At 47.2% G+C, this 18,452-nt stretch carries 15 protein-coding genes; 9 read left to right on the plus strand and 6 right to left on the minus strand.

Going from position 1 to position 18,452, the window contains the following annotated elements:
- The first annotated feature begins 46 nt into the window (after positions 1 to 46).
- Entirely contained in the window at positions 47 to 850 is an 804-nt protein-coding gene (locus ACWQXP_RS21075; RefSeq protein ID WP_454064856.1) for a hypothetical protein, read from the plus strand.
- Positions 851 to 913: 63 nt separating this feature from the next.
- Here the strand turns inward: ACWQXP_RS21075 and ACWQXP_RS21080 are convergent, their stop codons facing one another.
- Positions 914 to 2,359, minus strand: coding sequence for a CPBP family intramembrane glutamic endopeptidase (locus ACWQXP_RS21080; RefSeq protein WP_454064857.1), 1,446 nt, complete (start codon positions 2,357 to 2,359; stop codon positions 914 to 916).
- Positions 2,360 to 2,977: 618 nt separating this feature from the next.
- Here ACWQXP_RS21080 and ACWQXP_RS21085 point away from each other — a divergent pair.
- The 8 genes from ACWQXP_RS21085 to ACWQXP_RS21120 all read left to right on the plus strand — a co-directional run bounded on the left by ACWQXP_RS21085 (position 2,978) and on the right by ACWQXP_RS21120 (position 13,551).
- Entirely contained in the window at positions 2,978 to 3,328 is a 351-nt protein-coding gene (locus tag ACWQXP_RS21085) for an aminotransferase class V-fold PLP-dependent enzyme (protein WP_454064858.1), read from the plus strand.
- Between the two features lie 326 nt (positions 3,329 to 3,654).
- Entirely contained in the window at positions 3,655 to 3,969 is a 315-nt protein-coding gene (locus ACWQXP_RS21090) for a hypothetical protein (RefSeq protein ID WP_454064859.1), read from the plus strand.
- A gap of 374 nt (positions 3,970 to 4,343) precedes the next feature.
- Positions 4,344 to 6,914, plus strand: coding sequence for a PAS domain S-box protein (locus ACWQXP_RS21095; RefSeq protein ID WP_454064860.1), 2,571 nt, complete (start codon positions 4,344 to 4,346; stop codon positions 6,912 to 6,914).
- Between the two features lie 163 nt (positions 6,915 to 7,077).
- Positions 7,078 to 7,512, plus strand: a complete 435-nt coding sequence (locus ACWQXP_RS21100) for a response regulator (RefSeq protein ID WP_454064861.1) — start codon at positions 7,078 to 7,080, stop codon at positions 7,510 to 7,512.
- A 261-nt stretch (positions 7,513 to 7,773) separates the two neighbouring features.
- On the plus strand, positions 7,774 to 8,805 hold the full coding sequence (locus ACWQXP_RS21105) for an ATP-binding protein (protein ID WP_454064862.1): 1,032 nt from the start codon (positions 7,774 to 7,776) through the stop codon (positions 8,803 to 8,805).
- A gap of 18 nt (positions 8,806 to 8,823) precedes the next feature.
- Positions 8,824 to 11,292: an ATP-binding protein gene (locus ACWQXP_RS21110; RefSeq protein WP_454064863.1), complete on the plus strand. Its 2,469-nt coding sequence runs from the start codon at positions 8,824 to 8,826 to the stop codon at positions 11,290 to 11,292.
- The gene (locus ACWQXP_RS21115; RefSeq protein WP_454064864.1) at positions 11,289 to 11,885 is read left to right on the plus strand and encodes a Tll0287-like domain-containing protein; all 597 of its coding nucleotides are present in this window, start codon (positions 11,289 to 11,291) and stop codon (positions 11,883 to 11,885) included. The genes ACWQXP_RS21110 and ACWQXP_RS21115 overlap by 4 nt, the downstream gene beginning before the upstream one ends.
- Before the next feature lie 127 nt (positions 11,886 to 12,012).
- Positions 12,013 to 13,551 carry a malic enzyme-like NAD(P)-binding protein gene (locus ACWQXP_RS21120; protein ID WP_454064865.1) on the plus strand — a complete coding sequence of 513 codons (1,539 nt, stop codon included), beginning with the start codon at positions 12,013 to 12,015 and terminating at the stop codon, positions 13,549 to 13,551.
- Positions 13,552 to 13,658: 107 nt separating this feature from the next.
- On the opposite strand, the gene ACWQXP_RS21125 is transcribed toward ACWQXP_RS21120, so the two are convergent.
- The 5 genes from ACWQXP_RS21125 to rfbB form a co-directional block, all read right to left on the minus strand.
- Positions 13,659 to 14,474: an undecaprenyl-diphosphate phosphatase gene (locus tag ACWQXP_RS21125; protein WP_454064866.1), complete on the minus strand. Its 816-nt coding sequence runs from the start codon at positions 14,472 to 14,474 to the stop codon at positions 13,659 to 13,661.
- A gap of 400 nt (positions 14,475 to 14,874) precedes the next feature.
- Positions 14,875 to 15,726 carry a dTDP-4-dehydrorhamnose reductase gene (gene rfbD, locus ACWQXP_RS21130; protein ID WP_454064867.1) on the minus strand — a complete coding sequence of 284 codons (852 nt, stop codon included), beginning with the start codon at positions 15,724 to 15,726 and terminating at the stop codon, positions 14,875 to 14,877.
- The gene (gene rfbC, locus ACWQXP_RS21135) at positions 15,723 to 16,286 is read right to left on the minus strand and encodes a dTDP-4-dehydrorhamnose 3,5-epimerase (protein ID WP_454064868.1); all 564 of its coding nucleotides are present in this window, start codon (positions 16,284 to 16,286) and stop codon (positions 15,723 to 15,725) included. The genes rfbD and rfbC overlap by 4 nt, the downstream gene beginning before the upstream one ends.
- Positions 16,283 to 17,167 (minus strand): glucose-1-phosphate thymidylyltransferase RfbA, encoded by an 885-nt coding sequence (gene rfbA / locus ACWQXP_RS21140; RefSeq protein WP_454064869.1) that lies wholly within the window; start codon positions 17,165 to 17,167, stop codon positions 16,283 to 16,285. The genes rfbC and rfbA overlap by 4 nt, the downstream gene beginning before the upstream one ends.
- A 69-nt stretch (positions 17,168 to 17,236) precedes the next feature.
- A complete protein-coding gene (rfbB, locus tag ACWQXP_RS21145; RefSeq protein ID WP_454064870.1) occupies positions 17,237 to 18,346 on the minus strand; it encodes a dTDP-glucose 4,6-dehydratase in 1,110 nt (369 codons plus the stop codon).
- Positions 18,347 to 18,452 lie beyond the last annotated feature (106 nt).

Below are 18,452 nucleotides of genomic sequence, written 5' to 3' on the forward strand. Positions count from 1 at the left end.
AAACAAGATTAACGACACACTCTCCTAGAGCAAATAACTCGTCATCATGACTGATTTACGTTCACGGCCTCTCGTCATTCTTGGAGCAGGCTATACCGGAAAATTTCTCTACCCTCTTGCCAAAGCTCATGGCTGGCACACCTATGCAACCAGTCGTTCACCAACCAGCCATCTTTCCCACGTTGTCAAAAATGAACGACTCTTTTTTGATCTCGCACAGTCGGAGTCCTGGAAACAGATTCCAACGGATGCTCACCTCATTTGGTGTTTCCCAGCCCTTCCGCAAGAAACTGCAGCCGATTTCCTCAACACGCTGTCACCAAGCCGAGGACGACTGGTGATGCTGGGCAGCACCTCAGCCTATGAGCCCAAACATCCTGCCTTCGTTGATGAACACACGTCGGTAGATTCTTCCGTTCCGCGTGTCCAAAGTGAAGAGTATTTTCGTCAAAATTATGGTGCCGTTGTTTTACGATTAGCCGGTCTCTATGGCCCAGGACGGCATGTACTCGATTGGATGCGAAAGGGGAAGGTCCAAAACACCCGCAAATATGTCAACCTTATCCACATTGAAGATGTTGCGAAGATTTGCTTAGCAGCACTTGAGAAAGCACAAGATGGGGAAAACTTTGTCGTGAGCGATGGAATTCCCCGTCAATGGTCAGAAATATTTTCGGTGGCTACAAAACGATGGGACATGTGTTGTCCGTCACTCTCTCAGCCAAAGAATCCCGGGAAACGCCTTACCATCAAGAAACTGACAACGACCCTTCAGCATACATTTCTTTATCCTGATCTTTATGAAGCTCTCGACCAGATTGAAAAGTCTCAAATGCCAAGTGAAAAATAAGAGAAACTGAAGGAAATTCCTTGGCAATGCATTTTCTTATTTCCTGTTGACGCTTTACATTGACTACCTGAACACCACCAGAAGACTTGCCAGAAAGACAAAATTATTTAAGGCATGCGCAGCAATTCCTGGCAATAGACTACCTGTCTTCTCATACGCCCATGCCCAGAGAAACCCGCTCCAACCCACGGCAAAAAGGCCGACAATTCCATACCCGTGCACAATGGCAAAAATGGTTGTACTCAACACCGCTGACCACACCCAACCAAACCGCCGTCGCAAACTCGCATAGACAATGCCTCGAAAAATGATTTCCTCAAATACCGGGGCGAGCACGACCACTTCTAAAAAGAGAATGGCCAGATCGGTGATATCACCCCACACCAAGCTATCATTAAACCATTCAGTCCAATGCGTTGACTTTCCTATCGTATCTCCGGCAACACTGATCACTAAATCCCCGAACAACCCGCAGGCAAACAAGGCCAAGACTGAGAGAAACAACACGCCAATTTTCCCATGACGAAGTTGAAGACCAAACACCTGGCGCAATGATTGCCCCTTTGGTCGCAACAGATAGTAATACAACACCAGGGGAATCGGCACATACAGAATGATCGAGCTCATAAGTTCCATGAACTTCTCATTCACCTCGCCATTCATGAAACTAAAATAGGCCCCTAAGAGCGCTCCCAACCCTGACAACAACAAGAAGGTGACAGCCGCGCCGCGCATGAACACCGCAAACCCATCACCACCAACCCACGGCGGCGGTAATACGGCATGACCAACGATCAGACCTTCCTTTCCCTTGCGATAGCGAATCCCGATCACGATCAATAAGGCCAGCAAACTCATGACGGCTCCACCAACTTCAGTGATCATTAAAAGTCGGTTTCGCCAAAAGAGTTGACTCTGTCGACCCTGGACATGACCTTGAGTCATACGGAGAAATGTTGTATCGTGCCCCGCTTTGGCAAGTTGTATGGCTAATCGACCGTAGAACCAGTTATCCGGCACTTCCTCTGCAAGACGTGCCTGCAACAACAGAATGTCTTCACCATCGCGAACTTCGGCACCATATGCCGTTTCCAGTATTTCGCGAAATCCTTGAAGCTGTTCATCGTCACCATCCCATGTCTCCACCCGCCGGTTCATTTGATCAAGAGAACCTGACTCTGCCTCCAAAACGCCAGCATAGAGGGCATTCAATGGATCAACTGTTTCATTTGCCAGCTCGCTATACCACTGAATAAGTGGCTTTAAGGTTTCACCCTGGCCTTTCAGCAACTGATACAAAGATTGCTCCCATGGTGACGCCTGTATCAGCGATGATTCGAGATTCATGGATCGACTCACGATATGCTCTAAAGCCCGTTCGGGTTGATCAACACGCTCTAAGGCTGTGATCGAATCATAGGACCAAACGAGCAATCCCATCCCACCAAGAAATACCAACGTACAGAGAACGGTCCACCCAAACGAAAATCCAACAGATGGACTTTTCATATGACTAAGAACGATTTCTTCCGTGAAAGTTATGTCTTGATCTTGGATGTGTGGTTCACGTTCCAAACGTCTACTCGCCTTATGATTATTGAGTGAAAAGATTCCCCTGCTTCACTCAACCGGTAAAAACAGCCTAGATATCAGGCTATCTGAAGTATACCATGGTGCGTGGAGTGACCAATGAGACAAGCAGTAGACAGGACCAGGGTCTCGGATTACGATTCGATGCATCTGGCCCTTTCTAGATAACATAGCCTCCAAGATTCGAAATCCGATATAATCGGCTCGTCAAATCCCTGACCACCACCATGCAACCGCTACCAGCAATCAATCCATCGCGCGCATCCTTCTAGGCCCCGCCCCTAGTAAGGTTCACCCACGAGTCTTACAAGCCATGTCGACCCCTCTTGTAGGTCACCTATAGCCGTTCCAAATAACTTTCGATGCCTGAGGCGCTGTATTTCGCTGTCTTGGCGACTTTGAGTTGACCTCTCAGGGCCAGAATGGCATTCAACGTTAGTTGCGCCATTGTGGATGCATAGTGTTACGGAACAATCGTCGCCAAGGTCACCACTGGAAATTAATTGGATTCGTTATAGACCCTGAATTTCCGCCACCATGGAAGCCGCTATTGTCAATCTCATTCAACCTGACGATGCGATCATTGTCGGGATCAATGGCATCTTTGGCACTCGACTGGCTTCTATGGTCGAACGATGCGGCGGACAAGTCATTCCTCTTGCCGTCCCGTGGGGACAACCTCTCGATCCCGAACACATCAAACACCATCTAAAAGCAACGAAACACATTAAAGCCGTGGCCATCGTTCATGCCGAAACGTCAACCGGGGTCCTCCAGCCCCTCGAAAACATCGGCCAGTTAGGTCAGCAACATGAGGCATTGTACATTGTCGATACCGTCACAACGCTGGGGGGGCATGGAAGTCCACGGCGATGCCTGGCACATTGATGTCTGTTATAGCGCAACGCAAAAATGTCTCAGTTGTCCACCGGGCGTCGCACCGATCACTTTCAGCGACAGAGCAGTACAATGCATTCGCCGGCGTCAAGCAGTTTGCACGAGTTGGCATTTAGACTGCTCATTAATTTCGGATTACTGGAGTAAGTCCAGACGCACCAATCACCATACCGCGCCAATCTCGATGACCTATGCTCTACGCGAGTCTCTTCGTTTAATACAAGAAGAAGGACTCGAAGCCCGGATTGCACGTCATTAACGAAACAGTCACGCGCTTCTGGCTAGACTCAACACACTTGCTTTTGAACTGTTCCCCCTTGGCCTCATTCAAACTCACCACCTTGCTATGCGTACGACTGCCTCCATTTCTTGACGATCTTCATGTACGAAAAGCGCTACTCAAAGAATTTCACATTGAGGTTGGCGAAGAATTTTGCCCGTTAGCCGGGAAGGTTTGGCGCATTGGGCTCATAGGCGAATCCTCTCGCGAAGAATATATCCTGATGCTCCTATCGGCTCTCGAACAAATCCTGACCAGAGATTATGGGCAAACAGCGACGGGAGCATCCATGAAGGCGGCAATGAACATATGGAATCAGCCAAACACCTCCCACTCAACTTTTCCACCCTGATTCTGAATGTGATATCTCGGCGACAAATCCTTGACATTGCTATCCAATCGGCATTTAATTGATAGTGGTCTGAAGCCGGTTCAAGGAGAATCGGGCATGTCTATCTTCAGGAAAATTCAACAACAGTCTCAAGCCCTTCGGCATAAATTTGCTCGAAGGGCTTTTATATTTTCACGCCCTAGCTGCCTGCGTACCCAGTTTGCGTTCACAAAGGACTCTAGCTTAAGAACGCTCGAAGAAAATGAAAATTGGACGCATGTGGGACTTGAATAGGTGTGTCATGTGGATTTTTTCTTTGTATCCAATCGACGACTTCATTTATCTAAATAGATGGAATTGCTCATAACTCTCAACGTCCCAATCACGAATCGATCATGACTGACATTTTAAATTCGTTTAAAAACCAACAGCCTACGACGAAGCCTATTCGAAAACGCAAATGGACCGAAATTTGCTTTTCTAAGGTTAAAAGAAGCACATCCGTCGAGATAAAAACCATGCGTACGTGTCGGCACACAAATACGACTTATTCCATTCTCATCCTGCAGCATGGAGTTCACTCTCCTATCACATCGTCCGACTTTTTGGTGGAACTTGGTTATGCCGTTGACACAGTGACTTCATGGAAGGACGCCATCATAAGAGTAAAACTGAAACGATATGACACTCTGCTACTCGATGTCGAGACATTGGATTTCCAACAATTAGCCATTTTGAATTCCTTCAATCGTCTAGCCATAAAGCTTCCAATCCACTTGCTTATTCAGCATGTACCATCAGACATAAACTTCCAGTTTCAAAGTATTGGAGAAGATGAATTTCTTTGGAAATCTTACGAGAACTATCAACGCATCAAGGCTCTTCAGCAAGTTAAGGAAAAACGATTCTTAAGGAAAATCGCTGAAATCACGACTTTAGAATTCATTACCTTTCGAGCGCGATATCAATCGATTGTTCGGACAGCTCAAGATGCAATTATCTTAGGGAACCAAGATGGTCACATCCTTTCGTGGAACTCTTCTGCTGAACATTTGTTTGGATATCGTGCTAAAGACATCCTCGGCAAACCACTCACTTTTCTTATGCCTGATCGATACCATAGTGGCGATCAGCAAAAGCTTGAACAATTCCAGGGATATAATTGGGGACATATCGCGGGAACAATCGCTGATCTACAAGGCGTTAAAGGGAGAGGAGAAGAGTTCCCGATTGAACTATTGCTTTCACATTCAGAGAAAACAAATGACGTGTTTTTTTGTGAGCTTATCCGTGATATTTCTGAACGAAAAAAATTAGAACGAGACCTGGAAGAAAGAAATTGCCTGCTTGCCTTAAACACAGAGATCGGACAGATCGTTTCACAAGAACACGAACTTTCAACCTTCTTACAAAAGGCAACCGAATCGTTCGTTCGCCATCTTGATGCCATTATCACACAAATCTGGACACATAATCCTCAAGATCACACCCTAGAGCTACAAGGTACCGCCGAACACAACACTCAGATTAATTATACCGACAGGCCAAGGCGAGTTGACCAATTCAACATAACTGAAATCGCAGAGACGGGAAAATCCTACTTCACCAACACCGTCATCGGTGATCCTCACGTATTAGCCCAGGAATGGGCTAGACAAGAATATCTTGTCGCTTTCGCCGGATACCCGCTACAGAAGAACCAAAAAATCATAGGGGTGCTCGCCCTTGGTTTCCGATATCCGATCAGCGCCTTCATGCAAAATAGTCTGGAGATGACTGCGAACCATATCACCACTGCTATCGAACGTAATATTTTATTCGACACACACCTGAAGATCGCAAAATACAACGAACGAATTCTCGCTTCCACAGAAGAGGGCATTTATTGGTTAGATCCCGAAGGCAAGATGGTGTTTATCAATCCAGCTGGGGCCAAACTACTCGGGTATGAAGTGCAGGAACTTGTTGGGGCTTCCATACATGATACCGCACATCAAACAAACACCCGAGACTCACACCTCTCACAAGCGTCGTGCCTGATGTGTCACACCGTAAAGAGTGGAGAAATTCATCATTCTGAGAATGCTGTACTTCGAAAAAAAAACCACACTCACTTTTCTGTAAACTATACCAGCACACCAGTTTGGGAAAATGAACAACTCGTGGGAACATTCGTGACGTTTCAGGACATCACCGAACAAACACGATTGGCCATACAACAGCAAGAAGACGCCAAACTTGCCGAAGTCACTCGAGTACTGGGAGACATCACTCATGATATGAAAAATATGCTCATGCCTGTCCTCAATGGAGCAAAACTACTCGAGGAAGAACTACGAGAACACTTTTCGAGTCTCTCTGCTAGCACAGGTAAAGAAACTCTAAACACTATAGTGTTTACCCACGAAGCTATAGGCATGATCATCAACAACGCCTGGAGACTGCACAGGCAAGTTCGCGAGATTGCCGATACCGTCAAGGGAACGATCAGTCCACCCAAGTTTACTCCTTGCCGACTATCTGAAGTTGTGGAAGAGGTCTTTGCATCCTTGAGACTCTATACCTCCGATAAGAACATTTCCTTACATGCCAGGATGCTTGATTCTCTCCCGATCATACACGGTGACAAGACTCGTCTCTTTAACGCCTTATACAACCTTGTTCATAACGCTATCCCTGAAATGCCCTCTGGGGGAACGGTGACTATTACAGGGCAAACGGGACCGGCCCCACTCACCTTAACACTCGCGGTTACCGATACTGGCAACGGTATGCATCCTGAAATCCGTGACCGCTTGTTCTCGCGAGAAACTATCAGTCGAAAAATGGGTGGGACTGGACTCGGAACCAAGATCATCAAAGATATTGTGGAGGCACATGGAGGAACCATTACGGTAGAAAGTGAACAGGGAAAAGGTACGACCTTTACACTCAACTTTCCTGTTCCTGACCCCACAAATCTATGAATAAAACATCATCACCAGGGAAAAGTCTCAAATGAGTAAGCCAACGAATCAAAGAAATTCTTTATAATAATCTTTATCATTTATTGACGTTTCTGCTAGTTTCAATAAATGTTCTGATGCGAAAAAGCATTCTCACTTTATCTTTAACGTAGGAGGTAATCGCATGTCACAACCCAAATCAGCGTATATGTTCAGTGGACAGCCCTCTGAAGGACTTGTCCTCATTGTCGATGACGAACCTGATGTCAGGAAAGTGGTTCGCATGACATTGGAAAAATCAGGCTATCATGTCCTAGAAGCTGAAGATGGAGAGAAAGCTATCGAAGAAATTAAAAAAGGCGAAAATTCGATTGTCCTCGATGTGATTATCACCGATATCCGTATGCCCAACAAAAACGGTATTGACGTGATCAACTATTACAAACAGGAATGGCCCAGCGTTCCTCTGATCGTGTTAACGGGATTTCCCGATATGGATATGGCGACATCTCTGTTAAAACATGGCATTGTCGACTATTTGGTTAAACCCGTAGAGGCTGAGAAACTACGAGCTGCCGTAGCGCAAGCCATGGGACAGCGTGAACTCCGCGGATTCTGATGAAGATACAGTACGATTCAACGTTTGACGCGGAGAATTCCTGATCAGTTGACTCTGATACGTCTCCTACCCGATTTGGTTTTTGTCCTGGCTCCAGACTCTCACAGCTCTCCCTGCGATCAGGGAGGGCTGCAGTCGAGGAAAGTTGATGTTTTGGGCACTTTTAAGGCATCGCCGCTACGACTTCCCTGGGAGAATTCTTCGTTTTCCTACTTCATGCACGCCGTGACACATGTTGACTCCTCATAAGGTTTTGAAACTATGAACAACCAAGATCACACGACCATTGTCATCTTAGGAGCTGGAAAAGGGGGGTCCGCCCTTCTTGAACTCTTCACCAACCTCCCGAGAGTTGAAATCATCGGCATTGCTGATCGAGACGCATCAGCCCCTGCGCTTGAGTACGCGACCCGACTTCACATACCCACGACACAAGACCCATTACGCCTGATCCGTCGTTCAGGAGTCAATCTCATTGTCAATGTGACCGGCGACCCTGAAATCGAAAATTTGGTAGCCACACACAAGCATACCGAAACAGAAGTCTTAGGAGGTGCCGCCTCCAAAGTCTTGTGGGATCTCGTCAAACATACATCACAGATGCAATCGCAATTGTTTCAAGCAGAAAAACTTGCAGGAATGGGCACGTTTGCCTCAGGCATTGCTCATGACATCAATAATCCGCTGTATATCTTGCTGGCCTTTTCAGAAAATATTATGGAAGAAACTGATCTTGACACAATTCATACACAAGCCAGCAGCATTATTGAAGCTGGGAAACGCATACAAGGAATTTGTCAAAACATTACACAATATGCCAGAGCCGCTAAACCTGGTGATGCGATCCCAGTTGAAGTCAACTCGACCATCGATGAGGCCGTGAAAATTGCTCAATTTGCAACAATTCTTCAGGACCTGTCGATCATTAAAAACTATCAAGGTCAACTTGAAGTCCTCGCCAATCCGGATGAACTCTTTCAGGTCCTCGTGAATCTGATTACCAATGCCATCCATGCGATGGATGGCAAGGGAACCTTGACTCTCGACACATGGCAAGAAAACGGATTCGGTAAGATTGCCATTTCCGACACCGGGTCTGGAATTGCAAAAGAAAATTTAGGGAAAATTTTCGACCCATTCTTCACCACCAAACCAAAGGGACAAGGGACAGGCTTAGGCCTCCACACCGTGAAAGCCATGATCAAAAAATATAACGGCAAACTTTCCGTCAAAAGCGAAGTCGGCAAAGGCACAACATTTACGATTGAAATTGCTCACGCCTATCAGCAGTAGGCAAGGTATTGTGAGTTCATGGATACTACTCACCCTCAAGAGACACCGGTCAAAGTTAAGCGTGGTCTCAAGCGCAAGCTTATCCTCTCCATGCTCCTGGTGGGCACCCTCCCGCTTACTATTGGCCTGGTCATGGCATTTCTACAGGGGACCAAAGAAATCCGAGAAGTGAGTGGGACAAGCTTCCAAGCCCTCGCGTCGGAAACCGCAAGAAAAATTGACCTAATTCTGAGTGAAGAATTGGCGCAAAATTCTCAAATCACCACCGATATTTCCATCATTCAAGCATTGGAAGCTCACCGTGATCAGCTTGCGACCTACAGCGATGAAGCTTTGCAAACGGTTATCACTCAAGAAACCAAAAACTGGACTGCACAAAATCCTGAGTTCGTCGAACGCTTAACACAAAACGATCTCGTGACAACTCTCCGGCGCTACTATGGAGGATCGTATGTCGACCCAGGCCATCCGATCCCCGTCATCACGCGGTCAGCCACCCGAGGGCTATTTATCACTGATGTCGCTGGGCGTCTGATCGCCACATTGAACACCAATGTCGCCTATGCCCATGCTCAGGAATTGTGGTGGAAAGGAGCCTTCAAAAATGGGGTAGGACAACCCTACATTGAAAATGTCGCCTTTAATGATGAAATGGAGGTCTATACCTTTACCCTTTCACTCCCGATCATGGACAGCATTCGCTATCAAGTCATTGGCATCTTACATCGCATCTATGATGCCAAAGAATTTTTTGGGGCCTCGATCGAGACTATCCGATTTGGGAAAACCGGTCATGTCATGCTGATTGACGGTCATGGGAAGGTGCTGAGTTGTCCCATTCTTCCTACCGGCACGAGTCTGAGCGATCCGCAGATCATTCCATTAGTCACTCCGATGCACAAAGGTTGGACAGCGGCTCCAAGCGACGGTCATGGCGGAGAGCGTTCTTCCATTATCGGCTTTGCCCCCCTACCCTCCACAAGCGACATTACTCAGGCCTCAACCGGAATCGGATGGCATATGTTCGTCTGGCAGTCGTCCGAAGAACTGTTTGCTCCCATCGATCACCTCTTCACCTGGATCTCGGTCTTCGGTCTACTATCGGTAGGATTGCTGGCTGCCCTTGGCGCCATTGCCGCAGGACGCATCGTGACACCCATCCGTCAACTTCAAGAAGCAGCAAAACTCATTGGTCGTGGCGAATTACAAGAACCGGTGAATATTAAGACCAATGACGAGCTTGAAGAATTGGCTGACGAAGTCAATCGGATGAATCGGCAACTCGCGTCAACGTTTGCCGGACTGGAGAGTGAAGTCGAACTCAAGGCCCAAGAAGTTCAATACCTTCAAGAGTCAACGACCCAAATACTCGATAGCGTCCCCGATCCTGTAATCATGTTAGACCAGGAGCAACAGATACAATACATGAACCGTGCATCCAAAGAGGCCCTTCATCTCAACAATAATGGGCATGTCGAAGGGGAACAACTCTTTCAAATTCTTAAAACCGACCCTCCAACAACCAAGAAGCTCGGCGACGAGTTTCAATCGATTTGCTTCGTATCTGCCGACATCGCGCCAATTTCACCTCGGCCTCAATCTCAACACACATTCAGAGACCCGCTTCAGCAGCAATCCGATTGGAGTTCAACATCAAAAGGTCAGGAGTTTCATCTTTATAATCAGACCTATCGCTATGAATGGTTTACCGTAAAGGCAAGACCTGGACATGCACCTGGCATAGGACTCGTATTTCGAGATATGACCAAAGAAAGCCATTTACAGGATCGCCTCATCAAAGAAGAAAAGCTAGCCAGCCTTGGTGTCCTCAGTGCAGGAATTGGGCATGAACTGAACAATCCGCTCGTCGGCGTCATTGGACTTGGAGAAGCTATCGAACAAGAAGACAATCCTGATCAAATCAAAGAATACGCCCATGACATTGTTCAACATGGGAGACGAATGGCGGCCATCATCAGGGACTTTACGGGATTAGCGACATCACAACTAACAGAACAGCTGTCTGAAGTTAATATCAATGAGCAATTAGACCTCGCGCTTGATATCGTCAAACAAACCCACGACACGTCGTCGCTCAACATTCTGACAAACTACCATCCTCTTCCGGTGATTAAAGTCATTTCTCAAGAATTCTCCCAGGCTCTCGCCCATATCCTTGCAAATGCGATTCAAGCGATGGAGGAGGAAGGAACGCTAACCATCACAACAGGATTAACAGAAAACGTGGCACACATCACAATTGAGGATACAGGCCCTGGCATACCGCGGACGCAATTATCGAAAATTTTCGACCCATTTTTTACGACAAAACAACAGGGGAAAGGTGCGGGACTTGGGTTAACGATTGCCCGCAGAATCATTCAAAAATATGGCGGACAGATTCAAGTAAAAAGTCAAGAAGGCGAAGGCACATCCTGTCACATCACATTTCAGATTCAAGAAACGATACAGGAGGAGGCATCGTGAGCAGATTAGGTATACACTTAGGGTGGATGGGAATATTGTGTGGCTGTCTTGTCGTCACGAACTGGGTTCCACTCACATTTGGTGAAAAAACACTCATAGATCCTGGAATCCCACCAGAACAGGTGGCTCTCTATGCGCACTCGATTATCGAGGCCGACCGAACCGTCTATACCACTCATGTCGTCAACAGGATGCAGGATAAAGGCATTGTCAACGCGGCTGAACATTGGGAACAACAAAATGCTCTTCCCTTACCCGCTCAGTTCCTCCAACGTGCAGGACGACTGGTGGCTGAAAAAGGAAGCGGAATCCGTTACCGCTTAATCAGTCTCTGGCCAATCTATCGCCGAAATGGTCCCGCAACAGACTTCGAACGGCAAGGCTTGGAAACCGTCAGCAAGAATCCAGACACCCCCTATATGGGGCAAGTCATTAGTGGAAAAAAACGCTATTTCCAGGCTATTTTTGCCGATAAAGCTGTTACAAAAGCTTGCATTCACTGCCATAATTCACATCCGCTCAGTCCTAAACGCGATTTCAAGCTCAACAGCGTATTAGGAGGAATCGTGATCACAATTCCTCTTGATCAGTAACAAATCCTTTCTGTCCACTTGCCGCCGACAATTCCGCTCCCTCAAGATCATCCATCGCAGCCTCTCTCTAACCTACCCGGCATTGAGATTTTATTTACAGCAGATTTTATCCGAAAAGCATATTATAATGAAGTATACGGATGGCTTACCCTTCTTAAACCTCACAAGTGAGAGGAGTATTTTCCCTGACTATCAAACCATGACTCCCAAGATTATTGCCCGCCAAAAAAGACAACGCCTATCTCCAGAAGATGGAGGTCCCTATTCAAATTACCGTATGGCCGTCAGATTAGAACTCACACAACGTCCAGGAGTGTTTGCACAGTTAGCGACCGCTCTGGCAGAAGAAGGGGCAAGCGTGGGGGCGGTTGACCTCATTTCAGCAACAAAAACATCCGTCATTCGAGATGTGACCTTTGATGCGCAAAGTGAGGAGCACGGCGAACAAATCCTTCAACGCTTAAGCCAATTGCCAGACGTTCAGGTCGTTGCCGCATCGGACAATATCTTCATGATGCATTTGGGCGGGAAAATCCGAGTCGAAAGCAAATTCCCTATTAAAACTCGCAACACGCTCTCCATGATTTATACTCCAGGCGTAGGCCGGGTCGTGAAAGCCATTGCGCAGGATCGAGACAAAGCTTATACCTTCACAAGTAAACAGAATAGCATTGCCGTCGTCACCGATGGTTCAGCCATTCTTGGGCTAGGCAACCTTGGTCCGGAAGCTGCCCTTCCGGTCATGGAAGGTAAGGTCATGCTCCTCCATCAGTTTGCCAACATTGATGCCTGGCCTATTTGCCTCAGCACCCAGGATCCAGACGAGATTGTCCGTACGATTACCGCCTTGGCTCCGGGATTTGGAGGTATTAATCTCGAAGATATCAGCGCCCCTCGCTGCTTTGGTATTGAACAACGCCTTTGCGAGACTTTAGACATCCCCGTGATGCATGACGATCAACATGGAACAGCCGTTGTTGTGCTTGCCGCATTATATAACGCGCTAAAGGTCACAAGACGCCAGCTCAGTCAAGTGAAAATTGTCGTCGTTGGGCTCGGTGCCGCAGGGACCGCCTGCTGCAAACTGCTCATAGAAGCGGGCGCGACAGCTATCAAAGGCTGTGACAAAAACGGCCTAGTGCTCGATCAACCTATTAAGATTCTTCAAGATCATGTTCACGATCTCCATACGCTCATTCACTATGACCGTCCGTCAGGAACCCTCCAAGATGCGTTAAAAAAAGCTCACGTGGTCATCGGCCTCTCCAGCCAAAACGCGCTTAGACCTGAAGACTTGGCCCTGATGGCCAAAGACCCTATCGTGTTTGCTCTTGCGAATCCCGATCCAGAAATTTCGCCACAGGAGGCCGTTCCCTATTGTCGTGTCTATGCCAGTGGACGGTCTGATTACCCAAACCAATGCAATAACCTCTTAGCCTTTCCTGGGATATTTCGTGGAGCGTTGGATATACAAGCCAAGACGATTCATGAACCCATGCTGCTCGCTGCGGCCCAAGCCCTTGCCAATCTCGTTCCTCCATCAGCCCTCAATGAAGAGTACATCATTCCTAGCGTCTTTAATAAAAAAGTCGTATCCCACATCGCTAAAGCTGTGGCCACGGCTGGCGTCGAACATGGCGTCGCACGACGAACGGTCAAAGCGTGAAGCGTGAAGCGTGAAGCGTGAAGCGTGAAGCGTGAAGCGTGAAGCGTGAAGATCGTGAGGTAGGAGAACACCAAAATCAAGCACAATCGCTAGATGTAATTCAAACGCTACAGGACGTGCATCCAGAGAATAATCGCAATCCCAACTGGCCAAAGATAATACGAAAATAAATGGAAATGATTTTGCTTGACGAGACGTAGAATAATGCCGATTGACCAATATCCAACTAAGGCCGCCACACTCATACCCACAAGGTAAGGTCCAATTAACACATCAGTATGATCCATCACTTTGAGCATTTCCAGGAGCATAGCCCCGAGAATAGCAGGGATAGAAATAAGCAAGGAAAACCTAACAATCAATTCTCGTTCAAGCCCCAGGAGCAGCCCCCCGGCAATAGTTGAACCCGATCGCGAAATACCCGGCAAGACCGCGATACCTTGCACCAACCCAATAATCAGAGCATCAGAAATATTCATCTCCTGAATCCCACGACCAATCGATTTTCCACGACCAACCCACAACACCACTCCCGTAAAGATGAGAAATCCACCAACAATATCGGGACGTGAGAAAAGTTCTAAGCCAATTTTCTGAATGCTCAGCCCTAAAATCGCCGTCGGAATCGACGCGACAATGACCATCAGGACCGTCCGCCATTCAGCTCCGGTAAACACACTGGCCTCATTTACTGCCGGTTGATATCCCAACAGTCCTCGAGCTAACGCCAGCCAATCATTTCGAAAATAGACGAGGATGGCAACGACCGTTGCACAGTGCAACATGATATCAAACAACAGACCTGTTTCTTCAACGTGGCCAAACCAATATTGCGCCAACACAAGATGGCCGGACGACGACACCGGAAGGAACTCCGTTAACCCCTGAAGGACAGCCAGGACAATAGCCTCTACATAACCCACGGTGACTCCTTACTCAATGCGTGCATTCGTAAAAGGGATTTCTATAGCCGTTTCAGTTATACCGAAACGATAAAGCGGCAACTTGTACAATGTTGGTATCCAATACGTGAGATAAAACGTCAATCATTGTCAGTACATCCAAGCGGGTATAACCTTCCGATGTTTGAAGCATAGTATTTCACTGTCTAGGCGACCTGTAATCATCAACTTAGGGGCACAACCACTGTCATCGTCGATGGCCTATTCAACCCAATCAGAGATACCCAACAACCGTCGCCTAGGGCTACCTTTCTCATCAACTGGGAATTAATTGGATTCGCTATGGTATCGAGAACTGACAGAGGCTTCTTATACAACGAAGAATTTTCTATCACAATACCTAAGTGCGATTCTCTTCGTCCTATCCCAGAGATTTTCCATGGAATTGTGGAGAATAGTGCCGTGCAAACTCAGCCACCCCTTGCTTCCATGGCGGCAGGAGTATGAAAGGATCTTGCAACGTCGTTAAGACGGCATAGGCTGGCCGAGGTGCCGGCCGAGGAAATTCTTTCGTGGACACTGGTGTGAGCAGCGTTTGAATATTCATCTGCGTAAAAAGTTCTTGCGTAAAGTCAAACCAATTTGTTCCGCCAGAACCCGCGAGATGATAGGTCCCGTATGCACGCGTCGTTAGCAACCGATCAATCGCTGTTGCGAGATGAGGCGCATATGTCGGTGAACCAAATTGGTCATTCACCACACGCACAGAGGATCGTTGTGCTAAATCACAGATCATTTTGGGAAAATTTTTCCCGACGGTGTGGTACAACCATGCCGTTCGAATGATAAAATGACGCCGAGCAGTCGCACGAACAATTTCTTCTCCAGCTAATTTACTTTTTCCATATATCGAACGCGGATTTGGTCGATCAAACTCATGATACGGTTCCGTCTGCGTGCCATCAAACACATAATCAGTCGAAATGTGGACGAGTGGAACACCAAGGGCTTCCGCCGTCAATGCAAGGTTTTGCGGACCAACCGCATTCATCCGGTAAGCCATACTGCCATCTGACTCAGCTTGATCAACCTGGGTATAGGCCGCAGCATTGATCACGATGTCTGGCTTGACCCCTTCAACCAATTTCCCCGTACGTTCTCGATTGGAAATATCCAACGCATCTTTTCCATAAGCACACACATCATGAGCCGTCAACGATTGTTGAAGCGCATGACCAAGTTGACCGTATGCTCCGACCAGTAACACTTTCATACGTACGCGTCTTGATACACCGGAAGGCGGCTCTGTTCTTCATCGACACTCAATGCAGCCGCATCTTTTGGGGAAATGATTGGGGTCGTAAGAGGCCAGGTAATATTCAGAACCGGATCTTGCCAGGAAATCACGATCTCATCATCGGGATGATACAACTCCGTACATTTATATTCCACATCTGCCACCTCACTCATCACACAGAATCCGTGAGCAAAACCAGGAGGAATATAAATTTGTTTAAAGTTTTCCCCAGTCAATGTCACACCAACCCACTGCGCAAATGTCGGGGAACCTCGACGAATATCCACCGCAACATCAAAGACTTCCCCTTGACTCACGCGAATGAGTTTTCCCTGAGGATAGTGAATCTGTGCATGCAGACCCCGAAGAGAGCCACGACCTGACCGTGAGTAATTGTCTTGGACAAATGTTTGAGGAAGACCAGCCTTAACATATTTTTCTCGATGATAGGTCTCCAAAAAGAACCCTCGTCCATCTCGATAGACATCTGGTTCAAGAATGACCACTCCAGGCAATGATGTTTGAAGAATATTCACAATATTCTCCTCATGGGTTGCCCGAGAATCGATAAGAGATACTGACCATAGGCATTGCCTTTCATCGTCTCTGCTAACTGCTTCACATCCTGATCACTTATATATCCCATGTCATACGCTATTTCTTCGGGGCACGACACCATCAATCCCTGACGTTCCTGCAGAACCTGAATATAATGAGCGGCTTGCAAAAGCGATTCATGAGTTCCGGTGTCGAGCCACGCAATGCCCCGCCCCAATGGCACAACATGCAACTGACCAGAGCCTAAGTATTCGATATTCACATCGGTAATTTCAAGTTCTCCGCGTGGAGAGGCCTTCAAGGATTTGGCAATTTCAACAACACGATTATCATAAAAATAGAGGCCAGTCACGGCATAAGAAGACTCTGGAACTTTTGGTTTTTCTTCCAGACACCTGGCCTTCCCGTGTTGATCAAAACTCACGACACCATAGCGTTGAGGATCACGAACCTGATACGCAAACACGGTTGCTCCAGACGGCTGTTCAACAGCCTTGCGTAAATAATCTGGAAGACCATGTCCATAGAAAATATTGTCTCCCAAAATCAAGGCCACGGCTTCGTCCCCGATAAAATCTCGACCGATGAGAAAAGCCTGTGCAATCCCACCGGGTTGAGGTTGAATGGCATAGTGAATATCTAATCCCAAATGGCTCCCATCGCCGAGCAGTCTGACGAATCCATCTTGTTCGTGCGGAGTGGTAATAATCAGAATCGTTTGAATGCCGGCCAACATCAACGTGGACAAAGGATAATAGATCATGGGCTTGTCATATACCGGCATCAATTGCTTGCTCACGGCATAACTCAAGGGATACAGCCGTGAGCCGGCTCCTCCCGCCAAAATGATCCCTTTCATCTTACACACGCTCCTTCTCGCACTTGAAGATCATGACCGAAAAATGCGGCCAATCTCCACATGACACATTCATGCATTCCGTACAACAGATTGCAACCCTAATCGTACACGCGTGTCCTGATTGACTTGGACAGCCTGGCACCACTCTTGGTGATCGAGATACCATTGAACCGTACGACGCACGCCATCCATAAGATCGTACTTAGGCTTCCATCCGAGTTCGGACTTTATTTTTGTCGCATCAATAGCATAGCGACGATCATGTCCAGGCCGATCAGTGACAAACGATTTCAACTGTTCATACGTCGTTATCGATTGATCCAGAAGTCTCTGATTGTGTGACGCCGGAACCAATTCTTCTAATATGTGTATGATTGTATTCACTAACTCGAGATTGGTCTGTTCGTTCTGTCCTCCGAGATTATATTTCGTCCCAGGTTGTCCGTTGGTCAAAACAAGCCAAAGGCCTTCACAGTGATCTTCGACATAGAGCCAGTCTCGAACGTGTTGACCATCGCCATAGATTGGGAGAGGTTTCGCCTCTAAGGCGTTGAGCAACATGAGCGGGATCAGTTTTTCAGGAAATTGAAAAGGCCCGTAGTTATTGGAACAATTGGTGATGATCGTCGGTAAGGCATAGGTATGGAAATACGCTCGAACAAAATGATCAGCTGCTGCTTTGGAAGCCGCATAGGGAGAGTTCGGGGCATAGGAGGTCTCTTCAGAAAAAAGGCCCTCAGCGCCCAAGGTTCCATACACTTCATCGGTTGACACCTGAAGAAATCGAAAATATTGTTGATGCTCGTGAGGCAAGCCCCGCCAATAGTGTCGAGCCTCCTCGAGCAACACAAATGTTCCAACCGTATTGGTTTCAAGAAAAGAAATCGGACTATCAATTGAACGGTCAACATGCGACTCTGCAGCAAAATTAACGATGGCCTGGGGTCTCTGCTCTGCAAAAATTCGACTCATCGACACCCGATCTGCAATATCAGCCTGAATAAATGTGACCCGGTCATGAGGTAACAGACTTTGGAGGTTCAACATATTTCCGGCATACGTCAATTTGTCAATGATTACCAAGTCAGCGGTTGATCGAGAAAGGAGCAACCGGACAAAATTGGCTCCAATGAACCCTGCACCACCTGTGACAATAATCGATGAATTTGGTTTGCTCACACGTTCCCGGCTTTCGTTGTGACGATCGAAGAAATACTCAAAGATGGAATATCGCTTAATACAATCTGGAGTCCAAAAACAGTTGGGTAAAAAGACCGTGACGTAA

It is taken from the genome of Candidatus Nitrospira salsa (assembly GCF_965152625.1).

Excerpts from the sequence above, each read along its gene's own strand:
- ACWQXP_RS21085 (WP_454064858.1), top strand. The coding sequence starts at position 2,978 with ATGGAAGCCGCTATTGTCAATCTCATTCAACCTGACGATGCGATCATT.
- ACWQXP_RS21100 (WP_454064861.1), top strand. The coding sequence starts at position 7,078 with ATGTCACAACCCAAATCAGCGTATATGTTCAGTGGACAGCCCTCTGAA.
- ACWQXP_RS21095 (WP_454064860.1), top strand. The coding sequence starts at position 4,344 with ATGACTGACATTTTAAATTCGTTTAAAAACCAACAGCCTACGACGAAG.
- ACWQXP_RS21080 (WP_454064857.1), bottom strand. The coding sequence starts at position 2,359 with ATGAAAAGTCCATCTGTTGGATTTTCGTTTGGGTGGACCGTTCTCTGT.
- ACWQXP_RS21075 (WP_454064856.1), top strand. The coding sequence starts at position 47 with ATGACTGATTTACGTTCACGGCCTCTCGTCATTCTTGGAGCAGGCTAT.
- ACWQXP_RS21105 (WP_454064862.1), top strand. The coding sequence starts at position 7,774 with ATGAACAACCAAGATCACACGACCATTGTCATCTTAGGAGCTGGAAAA.
- rfbD (WP_454064867.1), bottom strand. The coding sequence starts at position 15,726 with ATGAAAGTGTTACTGGTCGGAGCATACGGTCAACTTGGTCATGCGCTT.
- rfbA (WP_454064869.1), bottom strand. The coding sequence starts at position 17,167 with ATGAAAGGGATCATTTTGGCGGGAGGAGCCGGCTCACGGCTGTATCCC.
- ACWQXP_RS21110 (WP_454064863.1), top strand. The coding sequence starts at position 8,824 with ATGGATACTACTCACCCTCAAGAGACACCGGTCAAAGTTAAGCGTGGT.
- ACWQXP_RS21120 (WP_454064865.1), top strand. The coding sequence starts at position 12,013 with ATGAAGTATACGGATGGCTTACCCTTCTTAAACCTCACAAGTGAGAGG.